This is a genomic window from Rothia sp. HC945, from assembly GCF_051370785.1.
Classification (GTDB): Bacteria; Actinomycetota; Actinomycetes; order Actinomycetales; family Micrococcaceae; genus Rothia.
This window is the reverse complement of record NZ_JBFCSN010000001.1, coordinates 889,745-905,777: the sequence shown is the minus strand read 5'-3', so window position 1 is coordinate 905,777 and position 16,033 is coordinate 889,745. Positions and strand designations below refer to the sequence as shown.

At 58.4% G+C, this 16,033-nt stretch carries 12 protein-coding genes; 8 read left to right on the top strand and 4 right to left on the bottom strand.

The window, feature by feature from the left end; genetic code table 11:
- The first annotated feature begins 8 nt into the window (after positions 1-8).
- From AB0Y14_RS03900 to AB0Y14_RS03890, 3 genes are all read left to right on the top strand, one after another.
- On the top strand, positions 9-3,989 hold the full coding sequence (locus tag AB0Y14_RS03900; RefSeq protein ID WP_436587926.1) for an Eco57I restriction-modification methylase domain-containing protein: 3,981 nt from the start codon (positions 9-11) through the stop codon (positions 3,987-3,989).
- 70 nt (positions 3,990-4,059) lie between these two features.
- The gene (locus tag AB0Y14_RS03895) at positions 4,060-4,557 is read left to right on the top strand and encodes a recombinase family protein (RefSeq protein WP_436587925.1); all 498 of its coding nucleotides are present in this window, start codon (positions 4,060-4,062) and stop codon (positions 4,555-4,557) included.
- 105 nt (positions 4,558-4,662) lie between these two features.
- Complete coding sequence (locus AB0Y14_RS03890; protein WP_048680651.1) at positions 4,663-5,970, top strand: ISL3 family transposase; 1,308 nt, start codon at positions 4,663-4,665, stop codon at positions 5,968-5,970.
- Positions 5,971-6,280: 310 nt separating this feature from the next.
- Here AB0Y14_RS03890 and AB0Y14_RS03885 read toward each other — a convergent pair whose 3' ends face one another.
- Positions 6,281-6,850 carry a hypothetical protein gene (locus tag AB0Y14_RS03885; protein ID WP_436587924.1) on the bottom strand — a complete coding sequence of 190 codons (570 nt, stop codon included), beginning with the start codon at positions 6,848-6,850 and terminating at the stop codon, positions 6,281-6,283.
- Between the two features lie 74 nt (positions 6,851-6,924).
- Complete coding sequence (locus AB0Y14_RS03880) at positions 6,925-7,467, bottom strand: hypothetical protein (RefSeq protein ID WP_436587923.1); 543 nt, start codon at positions 7,465-7,467, stop codon at positions 6,925-6,927.
- A 698-nt stretch (positions 7,468-8,165) separates the two neighbouring features.
- Between AB0Y14_RS03880 and AB0Y14_RS03875 the strand changes: the two genes are divergently transcribed.
- The 5 genes from AB0Y14_RS03875 (at position 8,166) to AB0Y14_RS03855 (ending at position 12,856) form a co-directional block, all read left to right on the top strand.
- Positions 8,166-9,551: an FAD-dependent oxidoreductase gene (locus AB0Y14_RS03875; protein ID WP_436587922.1), complete on the top strand. Its 1,386-nt coding sequence runs from the start codon at positions 8,166-8,168 to the stop codon at positions 9,549-9,551.
- Position 9,552: 1 nt separating this feature from the next.
- Complete coding sequence (locus tag AB0Y14_RS03870; protein WP_436587921.1) at positions 9,553-10,890, top strand: MFS transporter; 1,338 nt, start codon at positions 9,553-9,555, stop codon at positions 10,888-10,890.
- Positions 10,891-10,986: 96 nt separating this feature from the next.
- The gene (locus AB0Y14_RS03865; RefSeq protein WP_436587920.1) at positions 10,987-11,985 is read left to right on the top strand and encodes a sugar-binding transcriptional regulator; all 999 of its coding nucleotides are present in this window, start codon (positions 10,987-10,989) and stop codon (positions 11,983-11,985) included.
- 293 nt (positions 11,986-12,278) lie between these two features.
- Positions 12,279-12,560: a hypothetical protein gene (locus tag AB0Y14_RS03860; RefSeq protein WP_436587919.1), complete on the top strand. Its 282-nt coding sequence runs from the start codon at positions 12,279-12,281 to the stop codon at positions 12,558-12,560.
- Positions 12,560-12,856 (top strand): hypothetical protein, encoded by a 297-nt coding sequence (locus tag AB0Y14_RS03855; RefSeq protein WP_436588820.1) that lies wholly within the window; start codon positions 12,560-12,562, stop codon positions 12,854-12,856. The genes AB0Y14_RS03860 and AB0Y14_RS03855 overlap by 1 nt, the downstream gene beginning before the upstream one ends.
- Before the next feature lie 1,174 nt (positions 12,857-14,030).
- On the opposite strand, the gene AB0Y14_RS03850 is transcribed toward AB0Y14_RS03855, so the two are convergent.
- Both AB0Y14_RS03850 and AB0Y14_RS03845 read right to left on the bottom strand, forming a co-directional pair.
- Positions 14,031-14,666: a hypothetical protein gene (locus AB0Y14_RS03850; RefSeq protein ID WP_436587918.1), complete on the bottom strand. Its 636-nt coding sequence runs from the start codon at positions 14,664-14,666 to the stop codon at positions 14,031-14,033.
- Positions 14,667-14,852: 186 nt separating this feature from the next.
- A complete protein-coding gene (locus tag AB0Y14_RS03845) occupies positions 14,853-16,025 on the bottom strand; it encodes a DUF418 domain-containing protein (protein WP_436587917.1) in 1,173 nt (390 codons plus the stop codon).
- Between the last annotated feature and the right edge of the window lie 8 nt (positions 16,026-16,033).

Sequence of the window (16,033 nt, the reverse complement as noted above, 5' to 3'; positions counted from 1 at the left end):
GGGCTGAGATGATCGAGAATCTGGATGTAGTCGACGGGTTGATCGTTGGTCGGGTGCGCCCGCACATCTACGCGTTCAGCACAAATACCGTACCGAATTTCCTCAAGGTCGGTGATACTTACCGGCCAGTGCGGCGACGCCTTCAGGAGTGGCGTAAACACTACCCGGACCTGCAGCAGCACTTCGAGGGCTCCGCGTCGGTGGCCGACGACGTCTACTTCCGCGATCATTCGGTCCACCAGTTCCTGTCGCAGGAGCGCGGTCTCTCTCGGATCGAGCGGGATGCTTTGGCTCCGGACGTCTACTACAGCACCGAGTTCTTTGAAAGCGCCAGTTCCGAGGACGTCGAGCTCGCTATCAAGGACATTCACCGAGACCACCAGGACAATGGTGGGCGTTACGTTTTCTTCGACGCGTCCGAACGCCTGCGCAAGACCTTCCGGTTCGCTCGTGGGGCGGAGTGGGTGCCTCGGCCGAACCAGCAGGCGGCACTCGACAGCTTCGCGGCCGCCGTCGATGCAGGACGGACGAACCTGCTGATGTACGCCGTCATGCGCTTCGGCAAGACATTCACGTCCCTGTTGTGCGCGAAGCGCATGCAGGCGGAGACAGTGCTCGTGGTATCGGCGAAGGCGGACGTCAAAGGTGAGTGGAAGCAGACGGTCGAGTCCGCGGGCAACTTCGCGGGCAACGTCTTTCTCGACGCGGACGACTTGCTGGCTGATGAGGACGCGATCAGCACGGCCCGCGCAGAGAACGACTGCGTCGTCGTTTTCCTCACGCTTCAGGATCTGCAGGGCGAAGAGCTCAAGGAGAAGCATGAGGAAGTCTTCAGCAGCGAGATTGACCTCCTGATCGTCGATGAGACGCACTTCGGTGCACGAGCTGAGAAATACGGCGCAGTGCTGCGCGAGGCGAACCAGCCCGTCGAGAAGGAAGCCGCGATCGTCCAGACAGAAGACGATCGTGTCGAGCTCGCGGACGCCCAGGACAAGCTCAAGGTGCTCAACGCGAAGATCCGTCTACACCTATCCGGTTCGCCCTATCGCATCTTGATGGGGGGCGAGTTCGAGCCGGAGGACATCATCGCCTTCGTTCAGTTCGCTGACATCGTCCGGGAGCAAGAGCTGTGGGACCAGGGAAATCCTGACGAAGATGAGTGGAAGAACCCGTACTTCGGTTTCCCGCAGATGATCCGATTCGCGTTCAATCCCAACGCGTCGTCTCGCCGCAAGCTCGAAGCGCTGAAAAAAAACGGCGACACATACGCGTTCACTGCTCTGCTCAAGCCCGAGAGTCTCACCGCCGATCGCAAGAGCGGCGCGCACAAGAGATTCGAGCACGAGTCCGAGATCCTCGATCTGCTGCGCGTGATCGATGGTTCCCAGGAGGACGAGAACCTGCTGGGATTCCTCGATTACGACAAGATCAAGCAGGGTGGGATGTGCCGGCACCTGGTGATGGTGCTCCCGTACCGCGCGTCATGCGACGCGATGCAGACGCTCGTCGAACAGAACGCGTCTTCGTTCAAGAACTTGGACGAGTACGAGATCATCAACATCTCCGGCGTCGACAGCACCAAGAAGTACCCGAATCCCCAACACGTAAAACAGGCGATCGCGCGAGCGGACGGCGAGGGGCGGAAGACGCTCACCCTCACGGTCAACCGCATGCTCACGGGCAGCACGGTCGAGCAGTGGGACACGATGCTGTACCTCAAGGACACGGCCTCGCCTCAGGAGTACGACCAGGCTACCTTCCGCCTGCAGAGTCAGCACGTGCGTGAGCTGGCGACCCCGGATGGCGCAGAAGTCATCAAGGAGAATCTCAAACCGCAGACTCTGCTGGTGGACTTCGACCCGGCGCGTCTGTTCCAGATGCAAGAGTTGCGTTCCTTGATGTCGAACGTGAACTCCGAAGAGACCGGGAACGCCAGACTCGTCGAGCGCCTCCACGAGGATCTGCGTATCTCGCCAGTGGTGACGATCAACAGCAACCGCCTCGCGGAAGTCGAACCGACCAACATCCTCGATGCGGTGAGAGAGTACAACCTGCGTCGCAGCATCGAGGACGAAGCGCGCGACGTGCCAGTCGACCTCGGCCTGCTGGACAACGACCTGATTCGCCAGGTGATCGAACAGCAGGCGGAGATCGGTTCACGGGGCGGGATGAACATCAATCCCTTCGACGGTGAAGAAGTCGACCTCGACCTCGACGATGAGTCTGAAGGGGGCGACGGAGGTGGCGATCGGCCTCCGAGGCCTCCCCGCGGCTCGCGCAACGACGAGGACGATGTCAAGTCGCTCGCGAAGAAGCTCCAGACCTATTATCAGCGCATCCTCTTCTTCGCGATGCTCACGTCGGCCGAGGTCGCGTCGCTACAGGACGTTATCGATATCATCGATGAAGGCGAGAATGTTCGGATCGCAAACAATCTTGAGCTCGAACGATCGATTCTTGATTCCATCCACAAGGCTTTTGACCCGTTCAAGTTGAACAGTCTTGACTACAAGATTCAGAACATCTCGCATCTCGCACGGGAAGAGCGGCTCACTCCTATCGAGAGAGCTGAGCGCGCACTCGGGAAGTTCACCCGGATCTCCGATGCTGAAGTTCGAACGCCCTTGTGGCTCTGCCAGGAGATGGTAAGGCGGATCCCTGCCGAACGCCTCCGAGCGTTGGTGGAGCGGGGCGAGAAGCTGCTCGACGTATCGAGCAAGTCGGGGGAATTCGCCTTCGCGTTCTATCAGCGCTTGGTGGAAGATCTCGAGGTGGATCCATCCGTTGCGCAGTCTGTGATTTATTCTGTGCCGACGTCCGGCATAGCCTACGAGTTCACGAGACGGTTCTATGAAGTCCTCGGGATGAATGTGGAAAACATTGCCACGGGGTTTACGACTTACGATTTGAATGTAGACGGCGGCCTCGGTGCTGTGTTCGACGAAGGAAGTGGCCCAGTGAAATTTGGTGTTGTCGTGGCAAACCCGCCCTACCAGGTCAGTGACGGAGGCGCCCAGGCCAGTGCCAGGGCAATCTATCCGCACTTCGTTAATGCTGCCTTGGCATTGGGTCCCGAGTTCATGACGTTCGTGATCCCAAGCCGCTGGTACACCGGGGGCAAGCAGTTGGGTGACTTCAGAGACCAGATGCTCTCGGATCCGCACATCAAAGAATTGCATGATTATCCACGGCCAGATGAGGTCTTCCCAGACACCAACAATCGAGGCGGCGTCTGCTTCTTCCTGCGGGATACCAATTACGACGCCAACGAGTCCGGCGGGACTCGTGTCCTCACTCGAGGCGAGGGCGGAATCGAGTTCGAAGCGACTCGGCCGCTGAACACCTTCGGTCTCGGAATCTTCCTTCGCGATTCGAAGGGGATGGAGATTGTCCAGAAGGTAACTCAGTCGGAAGGGTTCGTCTCCTTCCAAGATCAAGTCTCATCGCGGAAGCCCTTCGGTCTTGAGGGAAACATTGTCAATGCTCCTGAGTTCCGCTCGAGTCCGAGCGGGATGGAGAACCCGGTGCGGTGCTTCGGCAAGGCAAAGAAGGTCGGGTACATCGACCTCGAACACGTTCGTGCCCGCCACGACTGGATTGATCGATGGAAGGTGTTCACGCCTTATGCGAACAACATCGCGACTGAACTGAGCGACGACAACCAGAACGCATTCGTCGTGGCGCCTGGCACTGTGTGCTCGGAGACGTTCCTCGTCATGGGTGGTAATCTCGAGCTCACGGAAGAGACCGCTGGCAACCTCGTGGCCTTCCTGAAAACGAGGTTCGCCCGCTTTCTCCATGCAAAAGCAAAGATTAGTCAGCACGGGACGAAACAGACGTATCGCTTTGTGCCTCAGGTTGACGTGTCGGCGGAATCCAGTATCGACTGGACAGTGCAGACGGATGAAATCGATGAACAGCTATTCGATCTCTACGGGCTGACTGAAGACGAGCGGGAGCATGTTCGGTTGTCGATCAAGCCGATGTAGATGGCGCTCGGTAATAGGGCAGATATTCTCGATAATCAGTCGGAAGTGCAAACCGAACTACTGTCGTTGCATGAATGCCAAGCCTCCTCGTCGTGCATCCCTGTACGCGCGTCAGTCTAAGGCTGGCCCGGATGGCATCCACCGACAGCTGCCTCGCCGGAGGAGGCATGTCGAAGACGAGGGTTGTGTCATCATCTGTGAGTACGTCGACGACGGGCTCTCCGCGGCGAAGAGCTGTGGCCCGAACTCGGGCTGGGCACGGATGCTCGCCGATGCGGACGCCGGCAAGATCGACACCGTCGTCGGCGTCGTTCTTGACAGGCTGCACCGTAGTCTCCAGGACTTCGTTGTGCTCGTCGACCACAACCTCGTGGCCGTCTCCACGAACGATGAGCTCGACCTCGCGACGGCCGACGACGAGTTCATGACGACGAGGCTCGCCGCCCTGGCGCGTTGCGAAGTCCGTCGCAAGGCCGAGCGGCAGTCCCGAGCCCGGTGGCAGCGTGCCCAGCGGGGCAGGGCCCCAATGACGTCCGTCCGATGGCGTTACCAGGCTCTTCACAGATGAGGGTGTAGCTGTGGTGCGACCTGGGGCGGCGCGTCGGTGTCGGGGTGAGGGTCGAGGTCTTCCGATGATGGGAGTTCTCACACAACCCGTCCGGAAGACCTCGACGTGCCTGACGCTACCTTCACGCGCCCTGACCTGACTACCTTCACCCGCCTCGACGGCCTCGGTCTGGAGGTCACCGGCCAGCTGCTCGAGCCTGACCGGTCCGTGCTGGCGTGCCGGGTCGTGGAGCCGGACGACTGGTGCAGGCGGTGCGGCTGCCAGGGCGTGCCCCGTGACACGGTGAGCAGGGAGTTGGCGCACGAGCCGTTCGGGTGGCGCCCTACCACGCTGGTGCTCACCGTGCGCCGCTACCGCTGCAAGGAGTGCTCGCACGTGTGGCGTCAGGACACCACCGCTGCGGCGCCGCCGCGGGCCAAGATCTCCCGCGCCGGCCTGCGGTGGGGTCTGGTCGGGATCGTCGTCGGCCACCTGTCGATGGCCCGAGTTGCCGAAGGACTGGGCGTGGCGTGGAACACCGCCAACGACGCGGTCCTGGCTGAGGGCCGGCGTCTGCTCATCGAGGACCCGACCCGCCTGGACGGTGTCAAGGTCGTCGGGGTCGATGAGCACGTGTGGCGGCACACCCGGCGCGGTGACAAGTACGTCACCGTGATCATCGACCTCACCCCGGTCCGGGACGGCACCGGGCCCTCACGCCTGCTGGACGTGGTCGAAGGTCGGTCGAAGAAGGCGTTCAAGGACTGGCTGGCCGAGCGGGACCAGGCTTGGCGCGATGGGATCGAGGTCGTGGCCATGGATGGGTTCGCGGGCTTCAAGACCGCCACCACCGAGGAGCTGCCGGACGCCGTCACGGTTATGGATCCCTTCCACGTCATCCGGTTGGCCGGGGACGCTCTCGATGAGTGCCGCCGCCGAGTCCAGCAGGAACTGCACGGACACCGCGGACGCAAGGGCGACCCGCTCTACACCGCGCGGCGGACCCTGCACACCGGGGCTGACCTGCTCACCGACCGCCAGCACGAGCGCCTTGACAAGCTCTTCGCTGGGGACCGGCACGTGCAAGTCGAGTGCACCTGGGGGATCTACCAGCGCATGATCTCCGCCTACCGTCACCCCGACCGGGCAGCCGGCCGCGTCGAGATGAGCTCCGTGATCGACGCCCTCGCCGACAGTGTGCCTGAGGCGTTGGTAGAACTGCGCAAGCTCGGCCGCACCCTGACCAGACGCGCCTGCGACGTCCTGGCCTACTTCGACCGGCCGCGCACGAGCAACGGACCTACCGAAGCCGTGAACGGTCGCCTCGAGCACCTGCGTGGCCTGGCCCTCGGCTTCCGCAACCTCACCAACTACATCGCCCGCGCACTCCTCGAAGCCGGCGGATTCAGACCACACCTACACCCCGAATTGTGAAGAGCCCATAAACACACGGTAAAAAAACAATTTCAGTCTGCAGGTATCTGAGCGTTTTCCGGGATTGTCACGGTCCCACCACAAAACCTCGTTGGTGTTATCTATCTGCCCGCACTGTTGCACGGAGAGTCACGCTGCGCTACTGCCCGGGGCGAATCGAACCAGTTGAAATAGATGATGTAAAACACTATCTGCACACAGGCTCCATCGTTCGGCAAACTGATCGAAATTGAAGGAGCGTACGACCAAGAGCTAGCGACCAGTGGCCAGCAGGCTGGTTTACGCTCGGCGTCCATCGCCTTGCAAGCGTCTACTTCCACCAATCCTGATTCGCGCCCTGGTCCCAGGGGTCGTTTTGATTATTTCTAGTCTTGGCCTGCTGTTTCTGTCGGAGCTCTTCCTTGTACTCCTGGGCCGTCTGCCGAGTCATCTCGCCGAACTCCTTGTTGCGCTGTTGAAAGTCCTCTTCGGACGCAGTCTCTTTCCAAGGAGACAACACGAAGAAGCTAGGCATAGCTCCCAACAGCCCGGCGAGGGCACCTACCCAAATGAACCGAGGATCCATCCCGAACAGGGGCGTGACGATGGCACCTACTATTGTCATACCGGCAAGCTCTGTCACGGCAACAAGGGTCCCATGAGGCATAGTCTTTTGCTGTTTGACTTGTTCGTGACGGTTCATCACAGTGGTCAAACAGGTCCCCAAAATTCCGACCAGAACAGCAATGGCGATTTCCGAGCCGATACTCAATCGTGCAGGTCCTCGAACGAGAGCGAAATTGAGGACCAGAATTGCGATAAAAGCAGGAACTGCGTTCAGTGCACCGATAACGGCTGATCCCGACAACGCGTATTTGAGGGAAACTGGCTCGAATGACATGACACCTCCAAAAGACGGTGCGCCCCGAGACTAGGCGGAAAAGCCTCTCGGGGCGCACGTAAGCGACAACTATTCTAACTGCAGGCAGAGACTACCCCGTTGACCCCGAGCACTCCCTCGAGCACACTGACTGCGTCCTCACCGATCTCGGCAGCCGCAGCACCGCTACGGATTGCGGTAATCAGGCCCTTGATACCGCCGAAGATTTTATATCCTTCCTTGAGCCATTTGACGACTTTGGCCACCGGAACCCCATACTGGACCACAACACCCGCCAGGGCCGCACCGCAGGATACCCAGTTCACGTACGTGGTAGCCCCACCGACCTGATTGCCCTCAATTTGGTTGATGGCTTCGGTGAGTCTCTGCTCGTAATTGGGTGTCGTCTTGGGATCCGCGGTCTTCAGATCCTCGGGAAGCTGATCGAGAGCCCGCATCGAGTGCTGAAACTGTTCTTCCGATATCTGGCCGTCCGGTCCGGTGGAAGCCGACTGTGCGACATTTGTGCTGGATTCGGCGGTGCTGGCGGCCATGGCGGGCGCGAGGCCACCCGCCGAGAGTGCCAGAGAAACAATGATTGTGCCAGCTGTCAGAGACTTGGGGTGTGAAATTTTCATTTCGCAGTATACCTATTCTCGGTTGGTGTGCGTCAGTGAAATTGCAAGTAGGCGAATCTCTTCGAGCCACGTAAATAAGCTATGTGATCCACAAAATAGAATCAATAGCAGATGGTTCCCGTTATCAAAAGTTTACTTTACGCGTAAAACTGTTATGATTCGGTGACATGTTGCTCCAATAATTCAAAGTTTATAGTATTGGTCTTAACCCTTCGGGCCTCTTGAAGTCAGTGGAGGGTGGGTGCCGGTTTGCGAGGGCGGCTTCGTCGATCGGCCGTGTTTATGTATGCAGCATGACGGACGGTCATCTGCTTGGTATTGAGGCACTGCATCCAACGAGAGCGGCATCCAGGAGCATCCCTGAAGTTGCATGAGCACCGGCTCGGCACGTTCCCCTCAACCTGTTCGAGATGTAGCTTCCGACCTCTCAGGCGTTCGAACCTGGTCTGGCCCGTGGCGTGGGGCTGGCCAGTTCATGCAACGCATGTTCGCTTGGATCTGGAGGCGCTGATCGCCGGGCTCGGAGAAGCCCCCTGTCTCAGCCCTGGGTGCATCCGGTCCCGTCGCCGGCTAGGTGTGCATATCGCACGGATGTTCAAAGTTATTGAACCTCCCGAACGTGGTCACTAGCTTGAGAAAACCGTTGCAGACGGTGAACCAGTCTTTGATAGTGAGAGGGTAAGCGCACGATGGCCACCATGGATTACGAGAAGAAGATTTCTGTCGCGCCGGAAACCGAGATCTTGGTGGTTGGCAGTGGACCATCCGGGTTGGCGGCGGCAATAGCCGCGGGAAGATCTGGCAAGACTACTCGAATCGTGGAACAGTATGGGTTCCTCGGAGGGAACCTGACAGCGGGCATGGTCAACCCCTGCATGACATCTTTTTCTCTGGACGGTTCCGTCCAACTGGTACGGGGGGTCTTCGACGAGTTCATTACGCGACTAGAACAACAGGGTGCGGCTGTGCACCCTTCCAAGACTAAGTCAGGGACTCCATACGCTGGGTTCATGAAGTTTGGCCACGAGGCCGTCACACCGTTTGACCCGGAGGTTGCCAAGCTCGAGGCTCTGGACATGTGCCAAGAGGCTGGCGTCGACATCGTGCTTCACAGTTTTGTGGTCGATACCGTTGTCGAGAATGAGGACGTCAGGGGCGTCATCGTGGGGAGCAAAGAGGGCCTGACGTTCTTACCGGCCAAAATCACCATCGACTGCAGCGGGGATGGCGATGTCGTCGCGCACGGTGGGGGAAAGTTCGAGCTTGGACGCACCGAGGACGGGCTGACTCAGCCGATGACCGTTTTCTTCCGCATAGCAGATGTAGACGATGAGGCCGTAGAAGAGTACAAACGGCGAAATCCCGATGAGCACTTCCCCTACCAGCACTTGGTGGAACAGGCACAGGAAGAGGGCACCTATGATCTTCCCCGCCGCGGAGTCCAGCTATTCAAAACCATGCAGCCCGGTGTCTGGAGTATCAACACAACGCGGGTCTTGGGCAAGGACGGTACGAAATCGGCAGACCTCACCGCCGCAGAAATCATCACACGCCACCAGATCCCCGAACTTATGAGGTTCTTCCACGATCGGCTTCCCGGCCTGGAACGGGCACGCGTCACCGAGACCGCCGCAACCGTAGGCGTGCGCGAGTCGCGGCGAATTACCGGGCAGTACACGTTGACCCTCAGCGATCTGGTTGAAGGGAGACATTTCGACGACGTCATCGCCGTTGCCGGGTATCCCGCGGACATTCACAGTCCTTCAAGCACGCAGGGACCTTTCGATGATGAGCTGCCGGCGACCGCGAATATCTATGAGATCCCTTATGGCTCGCTTGTCCCTATCTCACTAACTGGTGTGATCGCCGCCGGTCGCTGTATATCTGCAACGCACGAGGCTCTGGCGGCGGTGCGCGTCATGCCACCGGCCTTTGCGATCGGTCAGGCCGCCGGCGAGGCCGCTGGACTAGCAATCGATCACGGCGTAAATCCGGTCGAGGTAGATGTTGAAGAATTGCAACATCGTCTCACTGCACAGGGTGCTTATCTCGGGCCCGGCTACAAGGTACCGATGGAGGCATGACATGAAGACCAGCAAGATGGACAATTCTCGATCCATGCGCAATCGAGTTGTAGCCGCGAGCGTCATCGGTACCGCGATGGAATGGTATGACTTCTTGCTGTTCGGAACCGCGGCGGCCGTAGTCTTTGGCCACGTGTTTTTCCCATCGGGTGACCCGGCTGCCGGGGTGCTTCAGTCCTTGGCGACTTTTGCGGTCGGCTTTTTCGCCCGACCGTTTGGCGGAATCATCTTCAGCCACCTCGGTGACAAGATTGGACGCAAGCCCGTGCTCACCGCGACGGTCATCCTCATGGGTGCAGCCTCCACGCTCATGGGCCTAATTCCCTCCTATGCCACAATCGGAGTCGCAGCCCCGATCCTCTTGGTTCTCCTCCGAATCCTGCAGGGTCTGGGTGCCGGAGCCGAGCTAGCAGGCGCTTCCCTGATGGCCGCAGAATATGCACCCAAGTCGCGGAGAGGCTTCTTCACGGCATTGCCAAATGCAGGCAACGGGCTGGGGGCTGCCGGCGCGGCGATCGTACTGACTCCGTTCACGTTTCTGCCGCAGGAGGCATTCCTGGCGTGGGGATGGCGAGTGCCATTCTTGTTCAGCAGTGTGCTCGTCGTAGTCGGTCTCTACTTCCGAGCCAAGCTCACGGAGACTCCGGTCTACGTCCGCAACGTGGAGGAACAGGAATCACAGGCCAGAGCGCCCATTGTGGAAGTGTTCAAGACGGAGCCGAAGACAGTGATTCGGGGATTGCTTTTGAGCATTGGGCCAAACGTGGCCACCTACGTGCCGAGTGTCTATCTGCTGACCTACATCACGGACAATCTAGGTCTCGCCGCCTCCATCGGGACAATTGGTTTGCTCATCGCCAATGTCATCAAGCTCGCGACAATACCGTTGGCAGGCTATCTCTCCGACAGATTCGGCAGACAGAGGATCTTCATCGCGGGCGCGACCCTGACGGTCCTGGCTGCCTTCCCGATGTTCTGGCTCCTCGACACCAAAAATACGATCGCGATCTGGTTCGCCATAGTTTTGGTGCTGACCTTTGCTCTGGACCTTATGCTGGGCTCGCAACAGTCCATGTTGGCGGAGATGTTCCAGACGAACGTCCGGTACACGGGAATGGCGTTCAGTCGCGAAGTCGCATCCGCTGCAATCGGCGGTACGTTGCCGTTTATCTTCGCCTGGCTCAGTAACCTGACATCCGGCACCTGGGCTTTGTCAGTGGTCATGATCGTACTGTGTGTCATAGCAATCGTCGGGGTTGTCGGTACACCCGATCGACGTGACATGGACTTTGTCGACCCCCAGAAGTGCAAGCCGGATGGGGTGCTTGAAGCTGACTGAACTGCCCCCAACAATGGCTAGTAAGATCCTGGATGTGAGATTGCTTTTCACCCAGGAGCACTCGAAGCTCGATGACGAAGTGGGTGGAAACGCCACATGACGCGTTCTCAGACTGGCGAGAATTGGGACCCGTATCTCCACGACAAGCGGGCCAAAGCCCTCGAAGTCGCGTCGCAGTATTACGCCCAAGGGCAAACAATGCAGGCGATAGCGCGGGCTCTTGGTATGTCGCGTTCAACGGTCTCCCGCCTGCTCAGCTGGGCTAAAGAGGTCGGACTCATCGAAGTCCGAGTCCGTCCAGGACAATCCAATGACTTGGTCATCGAGAATAGGCTGAAGGACGAATACGGCTTAGAAAGCTGTACGGTGGTTCCCACTGGATCGTCGGACGTAGGTGAAAGCCTTGACGCGGTTGCTTTACGCGGTGCGCATCTCGTTCATGAGCTATTGGAGTCCGACATGGTCATCGCCATTTCTTGGGGTACCATGATCGATTCGGTGAGTAGATGCCTGACCCCCAAATCGACCGTCAATTGCCAAGTTGTTCAACTCAACGGATTCGGCAACTCCATCACCAGCGGGATCCACTACTCCAATCTGATCATGGAAAGGTTCGGCACTGCTTTCAACGCGTACGTCCAGCAGTTCCCTGTGCCGCTCTTCTTCGACTCGCCCGTGACGCGTGACGCGCTGTTTTCCGAACGCAGCATTGCACGAATCCGGCGCCTGCAACAGACGGCGGACCTTGTCCTTTTCAACGTCGGCACGCTAGACGACAACCTGCCCAACGGCCCCTATCTGGCCGGCTACTACGTCGGCACGGAAGACTCCCGAGAACTCGAATTCGAGCAATGTGTCGGTGAAATCTCGGCAACGTACTTCCGAAAGGACGGATCGTCGCACGACATTGAATTCAACCGCCGGACAAGTGGCCCAGACCTAGAAGGTCTCCGAGCCAGCCGCTACCGTGTATGCGTGACATGTGGTGCCAGGAAGGTGACAGCCTTATCCAGTGCGTTGAAGGGGGGACTCATAACGCATCTGGTTACGGACGTTAAAACGGCGCAACTACTGAACGACCAGACGAACCCCTAAGCGCGGTAGCTAGCCCATCGCAGGTAAATACGTTGGTGATTGCAATGACGTGGTGATCGATGAACTACTCCCCATGCCCATATGTAGGTCATTGATCGAGATCTTGAACTACCTAGCAATCTCCACTGTCGTGTGCTTTACCCCTTGGTACAGCAACTATGAGCTTCTCCTGAGAGAGTAAGAATTCAGTTTTGGCACTGCAAGCTATCCCTGGCCTCGACCACTGCCATGGTGTCGTGGGCGCGTCCACGGACCAGAGGGTGGCTTCAAATTTGGCGGCCTCACCTAGCCCATTGAACGACGATCTGCAGAAGAAATCGGGCATCGCCCGCTTCCCGCTGCTGAAGGCCTCGAAGGCGCATCCCGGGGCGATTCTGCGAATCATTGGAGTGACCATGGGGTCAGCGTATGGGGGGGGGTGCCTGATTCAACCCTTCGTCCTCTCTTACGGCACCTCGGAGCTTAAGATCGACAAGTCCGTGCTGCTCTGGGCGATCGGTGTGGTCGCTGCTTTCGAACTGGTCACAATCCCCTTCTGGGGTGGCTTTCGGACAAGATTGGCCGTCGAGTGGTGATGGTCGGCGGGGTCGGGTTGACGCTTCTGTACACTTTTCCGTTCTTTCTAATGCTGCAGTCCAGAAGCACGCTGCTGATCTGGTTGGTGATCATCATCGGGCTACCCATTCTCAAGGATGCGATCTTCGGCCCGATGGCAACGCTGGTTTCGGAAATGTTCAACTCCAACGTACGCTACAGCGGGGTGAGCGCCGTCCGGGAGATAGGCACTGCCGTGTTCGGTGACACCGCCCCTCATTGGGGCGACGCTGATCAGTGTGGGAACCGGTCAGGTCTGGCCGCTGGTCGCCTATAGTCCTTTAGCTTTGCTTGTGACCGGTGTGGTCGTCCTGATCGGCCATAGCAACTCTCGAGGTGAGTTGCAGGACATCGCCCAAAAACCGCGTAAGGATCCTCGCTGAGCCTGCAGTTGGTGCGCCGCAGTCCGCTGTGTGCGGCAGGGTAGAGGTCGCGGGCGCTTACGTGGCCTCGGGCCAGGACCGGGGTGTATGCGGCGTGCTTCCTGCGATGGCGCCGGAACTGGTCGATGATCGACTGGATCGACACGACTTCGTAGGTGACGAAGCCGCACACGCAGATCAGTGTGTCAAAGTAGTTGATCTTGAGTTGTTGGCGGATCGCGTCTTCCAACCTGCTGGGTAGTGGGGCCCATGCTCCGCTGACACACAAATCTATACACAAAGTATTACTGCGGCTCAATGGCATGCCCAAGGAAATTTTCTCCCGTCCTGTACCTCCTCCGTAGGTTAATATTGGCCACTATTGCCTCATCTTTTTTTTTGGGGGGGGGGGCATTCATTAAGGGCTCGAAAAGATTGACGGCACGTCTTTTTCAGATGGATCGCCTCGTCTTCTTGGTGAGACCTTCGTTGAGGGGCCCGGAAGATGACGGATTGATCAGGAACCATGCAGGTGGTGTCGCCGCCGGCGCAGTACTCCAGCCAGTGTTGGGTGTTTCCGTGGACCATTGTGCCGTGCGGGCGGGGGATCTTCTCGTTGCGTCGGTCTGCCATGTCCCTGATCGACTCCCTTGGCAAGGGTCGGTGGAGCGATCATCGCGTTCCGTGGTGGGGAACCCGTCATCGTACAACACGACAAGGAGACGGGGGAGGTTTGACCTGCCGGAACGAGTTGAGCCCTGCACATGATGTGATGCCCTGCGCAATGACATCACATCATGCTGTGGTCGGCTGGTCCCCTCGAAATTATCGACGGAGTGGTGCTGACAACAGTTCTATGACTCGTACCGCTGTGCTGCGCTCCGGATCTGAGGGGTGATGTCTTTGTCCTTGATTCGCTTGATCGTCTCGTTCTGATGGTGGATAGGGCAGTAGGTGATCCTGTTGTCGGCGCCGGCTCTCAGATCGGAGAGGGAGACACCGGGTATCTACGTTGTGGTGAAGTATCCACCGTGTTCGCATTGGACTACTTGCTTGCCCATCGTGACTCCTGCTGGTGGTGTGGTTCTGTCACTGCGACTCGGTCGATGACGCGCCTGTTCGTTCGTTCTCGCGTTGCAACTTCGCCAACTCGCGTCGTTCCAGACGGTTCACGATCAGACGCCCGATGCTTCCCAGGACCACGAGGCCGGCAACCCACGAGATAAGTGCCGGTCCGGTCTCGAATACTCGATCGCTGATGAAGCCCCACAACAAGGCTGCAAGGATCACGCCCACCACGACAAAGGTAGCTGCCTTGCTGTTCAGTTTCATGTTCTCGATCCTCGCAGACTGGTCAACATGCTTGATATGGCCTTCTTTTATCCAACGAGACAACGGACTAATAGGTGAGTCAAACGATCCAGGAAGATCCCGTACTCGCTCAGCAAGATCATGCAGATCGACTACGGGTTTTTCTATCGGGCTCACCTGATGCGGTCTTCCTACTTTTCGTCGGCAGGGGTGGCCTGGGCTGGGTGCGAAGACGAAGGCTCCGAGACCTTCGGCCAGTTCGCGCTTGAACACGCTGAAGAAGTTCTGACCGATCCGGCGCTGGTCGGCACAGGCTCGGGTGATCGAGACACGGATCAGCAGAGTCACTGCGACTGCAACCAGTGCCAACCAAGTCAGGGCCACGGTGGCCAGCAGTCCGGGCGAGAGGTCCACGATGACCCGGGCCCCTGGCGGACATATTGGTGAACCATCCTGAGCGTCATCGCACATGACTCTCCAGGCTCAACTGCTGACTCGCCACGGTGGCATCATTGTGAGCACTACTTGAGGTGAATGCGTGGTGTGCCCGTCAAATGGCCAGCAAGCGATCCCTTGGCCCTCATTTGCTTCCTGCCAACCTCATGGGCGGCTCCAGTTCGTTAACCACCGCAAAAAATACTCGGCTGGCCCATAACGATGACTCCTTAGCCACCAGGCGCTGATTGCTGCTTGGAGGGCGAAAATCGCCACTGCGAGGACCATCAGGAGAGGCGGAGAAATCTTTCCCGCCAAGCCAAGGCCTACTCCAGAGAAAAGAAGAAGTCCTGCGAATGATTGTCCAAGATAGTTTGTCAAGGCAATTCGGCCAACCGGTGCAAAAACCTTGCCCACCCATGCGCCCGAGGATGCATGCATGATGCGCACCAGCGTGGCCATGTACGCTGCGCACAGGAAAGGTGCTGTGATGACACTCGCGGCAGTCGCCCACGTGTTCGTGTCGCCGCCGAGGAGGGCGAAGACCACTCCGCCAGTCAAACCGACGGCGAACCCAATAGCCTGGGTTCGACGCAGGAGTGAGGCTCTGCCAGCCAATCCCGCGAACAATTGTCGCCGGGCTGCCACCATGCCCATCAGGAACATGGCCAAGGCAGTGGGACCCTGAAGAGAAATGCTTTGGACAACTAGCAAACCTACCCCCGCGATGTGCTGACCAATTATCTCAGCTGGTCCACCCAGCATGTCTTGGGTTTGAGCGGAGGCATTGACCAACGCCTCGTCATGGGGTGGCATAAATGACGAACGGTCAATGAACGCAGCGCTGATGACCAGGGAGAGTATGACGAAAGCGTAGATGGCCCCTGAAACAACGAATGCGGCCCGGTCACCGATTCGAAACATGGCCAAGAGAATCAGGCAAACTACGGCATAGGTGGTGAGGATATCCCCGCCATAAAGCAAGACGATGTGGCCGACGCCGATAGCGAAGAGCCCTACGACTCGACGGACCATGCGCGGAACAAACGATGCTCCGGCGCGGTTTGCTGCCTCCATTTGCAAGACAAAGCTGTACCCAAAAAGAAACGAAAAGAGCAGGTAGAACTTCATCGAGAACAATGTCGTGGTCAAAAAGCGAGCTACGACATCAGTAGATGACGCGAACTGTGGGTCATTGACCAAATTGCCCGGATAAGCCGAAGCCATGAAGGTTATATTGACGAAAAAAATTCCCAGGAGGGCGAAGCCTCGGAGGGCGTCCACGTCAAGTACTCGTGCCCTGCTCGGGCTGATTGATGGAGGTGCATGTTGATTCATGCCATTTA

What these genes read in the sequence shown, in the direction of transcription:
- AB0Y14_RS03880 (WP_436587923.1), bottom strand. Translation starts at nt 7,467, where the DNA reads ATGAAAATTTCACACCCCAAGTCTCTGACAGCTGGCACAATCATTGTT.
- AB0Y14_RS03865 (WP_436587920.1), top strand. Translation starts at nt 10,987, where the DNA reads ATGACGCGTTCTCAGACTGGCGAGAATTGGGACCCGTATCTCCACGAC.
- AB0Y14_RS03900 (WP_436587926.1), top strand. Translation starts at nt 9, where the DNA reads ATGATCGAGAATCTGGATGTAGTCGACGGGTTGATCGTTGGTCGGGTG.
- AB0Y14_RS03895 (WP_436587925.1), top strand. Translation starts at nt 4,060, where the DNA reads ATGAATGCCAAGCCTCCTCGTCGTGCATCCCTGTACGCGCGTCAGTCT.
- AB0Y14_RS03855 (WP_436588820.1), top strand. Translation starts at nt 12,560, where the DNA reads ATGGTCGGCGGGGTCGGGTTGACGCTTCTGTACACTTTTCCGTTCTTT.
- AB0Y14_RS03845 (WP_436587917.1), bottom strand. Translation starts at nt 16,025, where the DNA reads ATGAATCAACATGCACCTCCATCAATCAGCCCGAGCAGGGCACGAGTA.
- AB0Y14_RS03870 (WP_436587921.1), top strand. Translation starts at nt 9,553, where the DNA reads ATGAAGACCAGCAAGATGGACAATTCTCGATCCATGCGCAATCGAGTT.
- AB0Y14_RS03885 (WP_436587924.1), bottom strand. Translation starts at nt 6,850, where the DNA reads ATGTCATTCGAGCCAGTTTCCCTCAAATACGCGTTGTCGGGATCAGCC.
- AB0Y14_RS03875 (WP_436587922.1), top strand. Translation starts at nt 8,166, where the DNA reads ATGGATTACGAGAAGAAGATTTCTGTCGCGCCGGAAACCGAGATCTTG.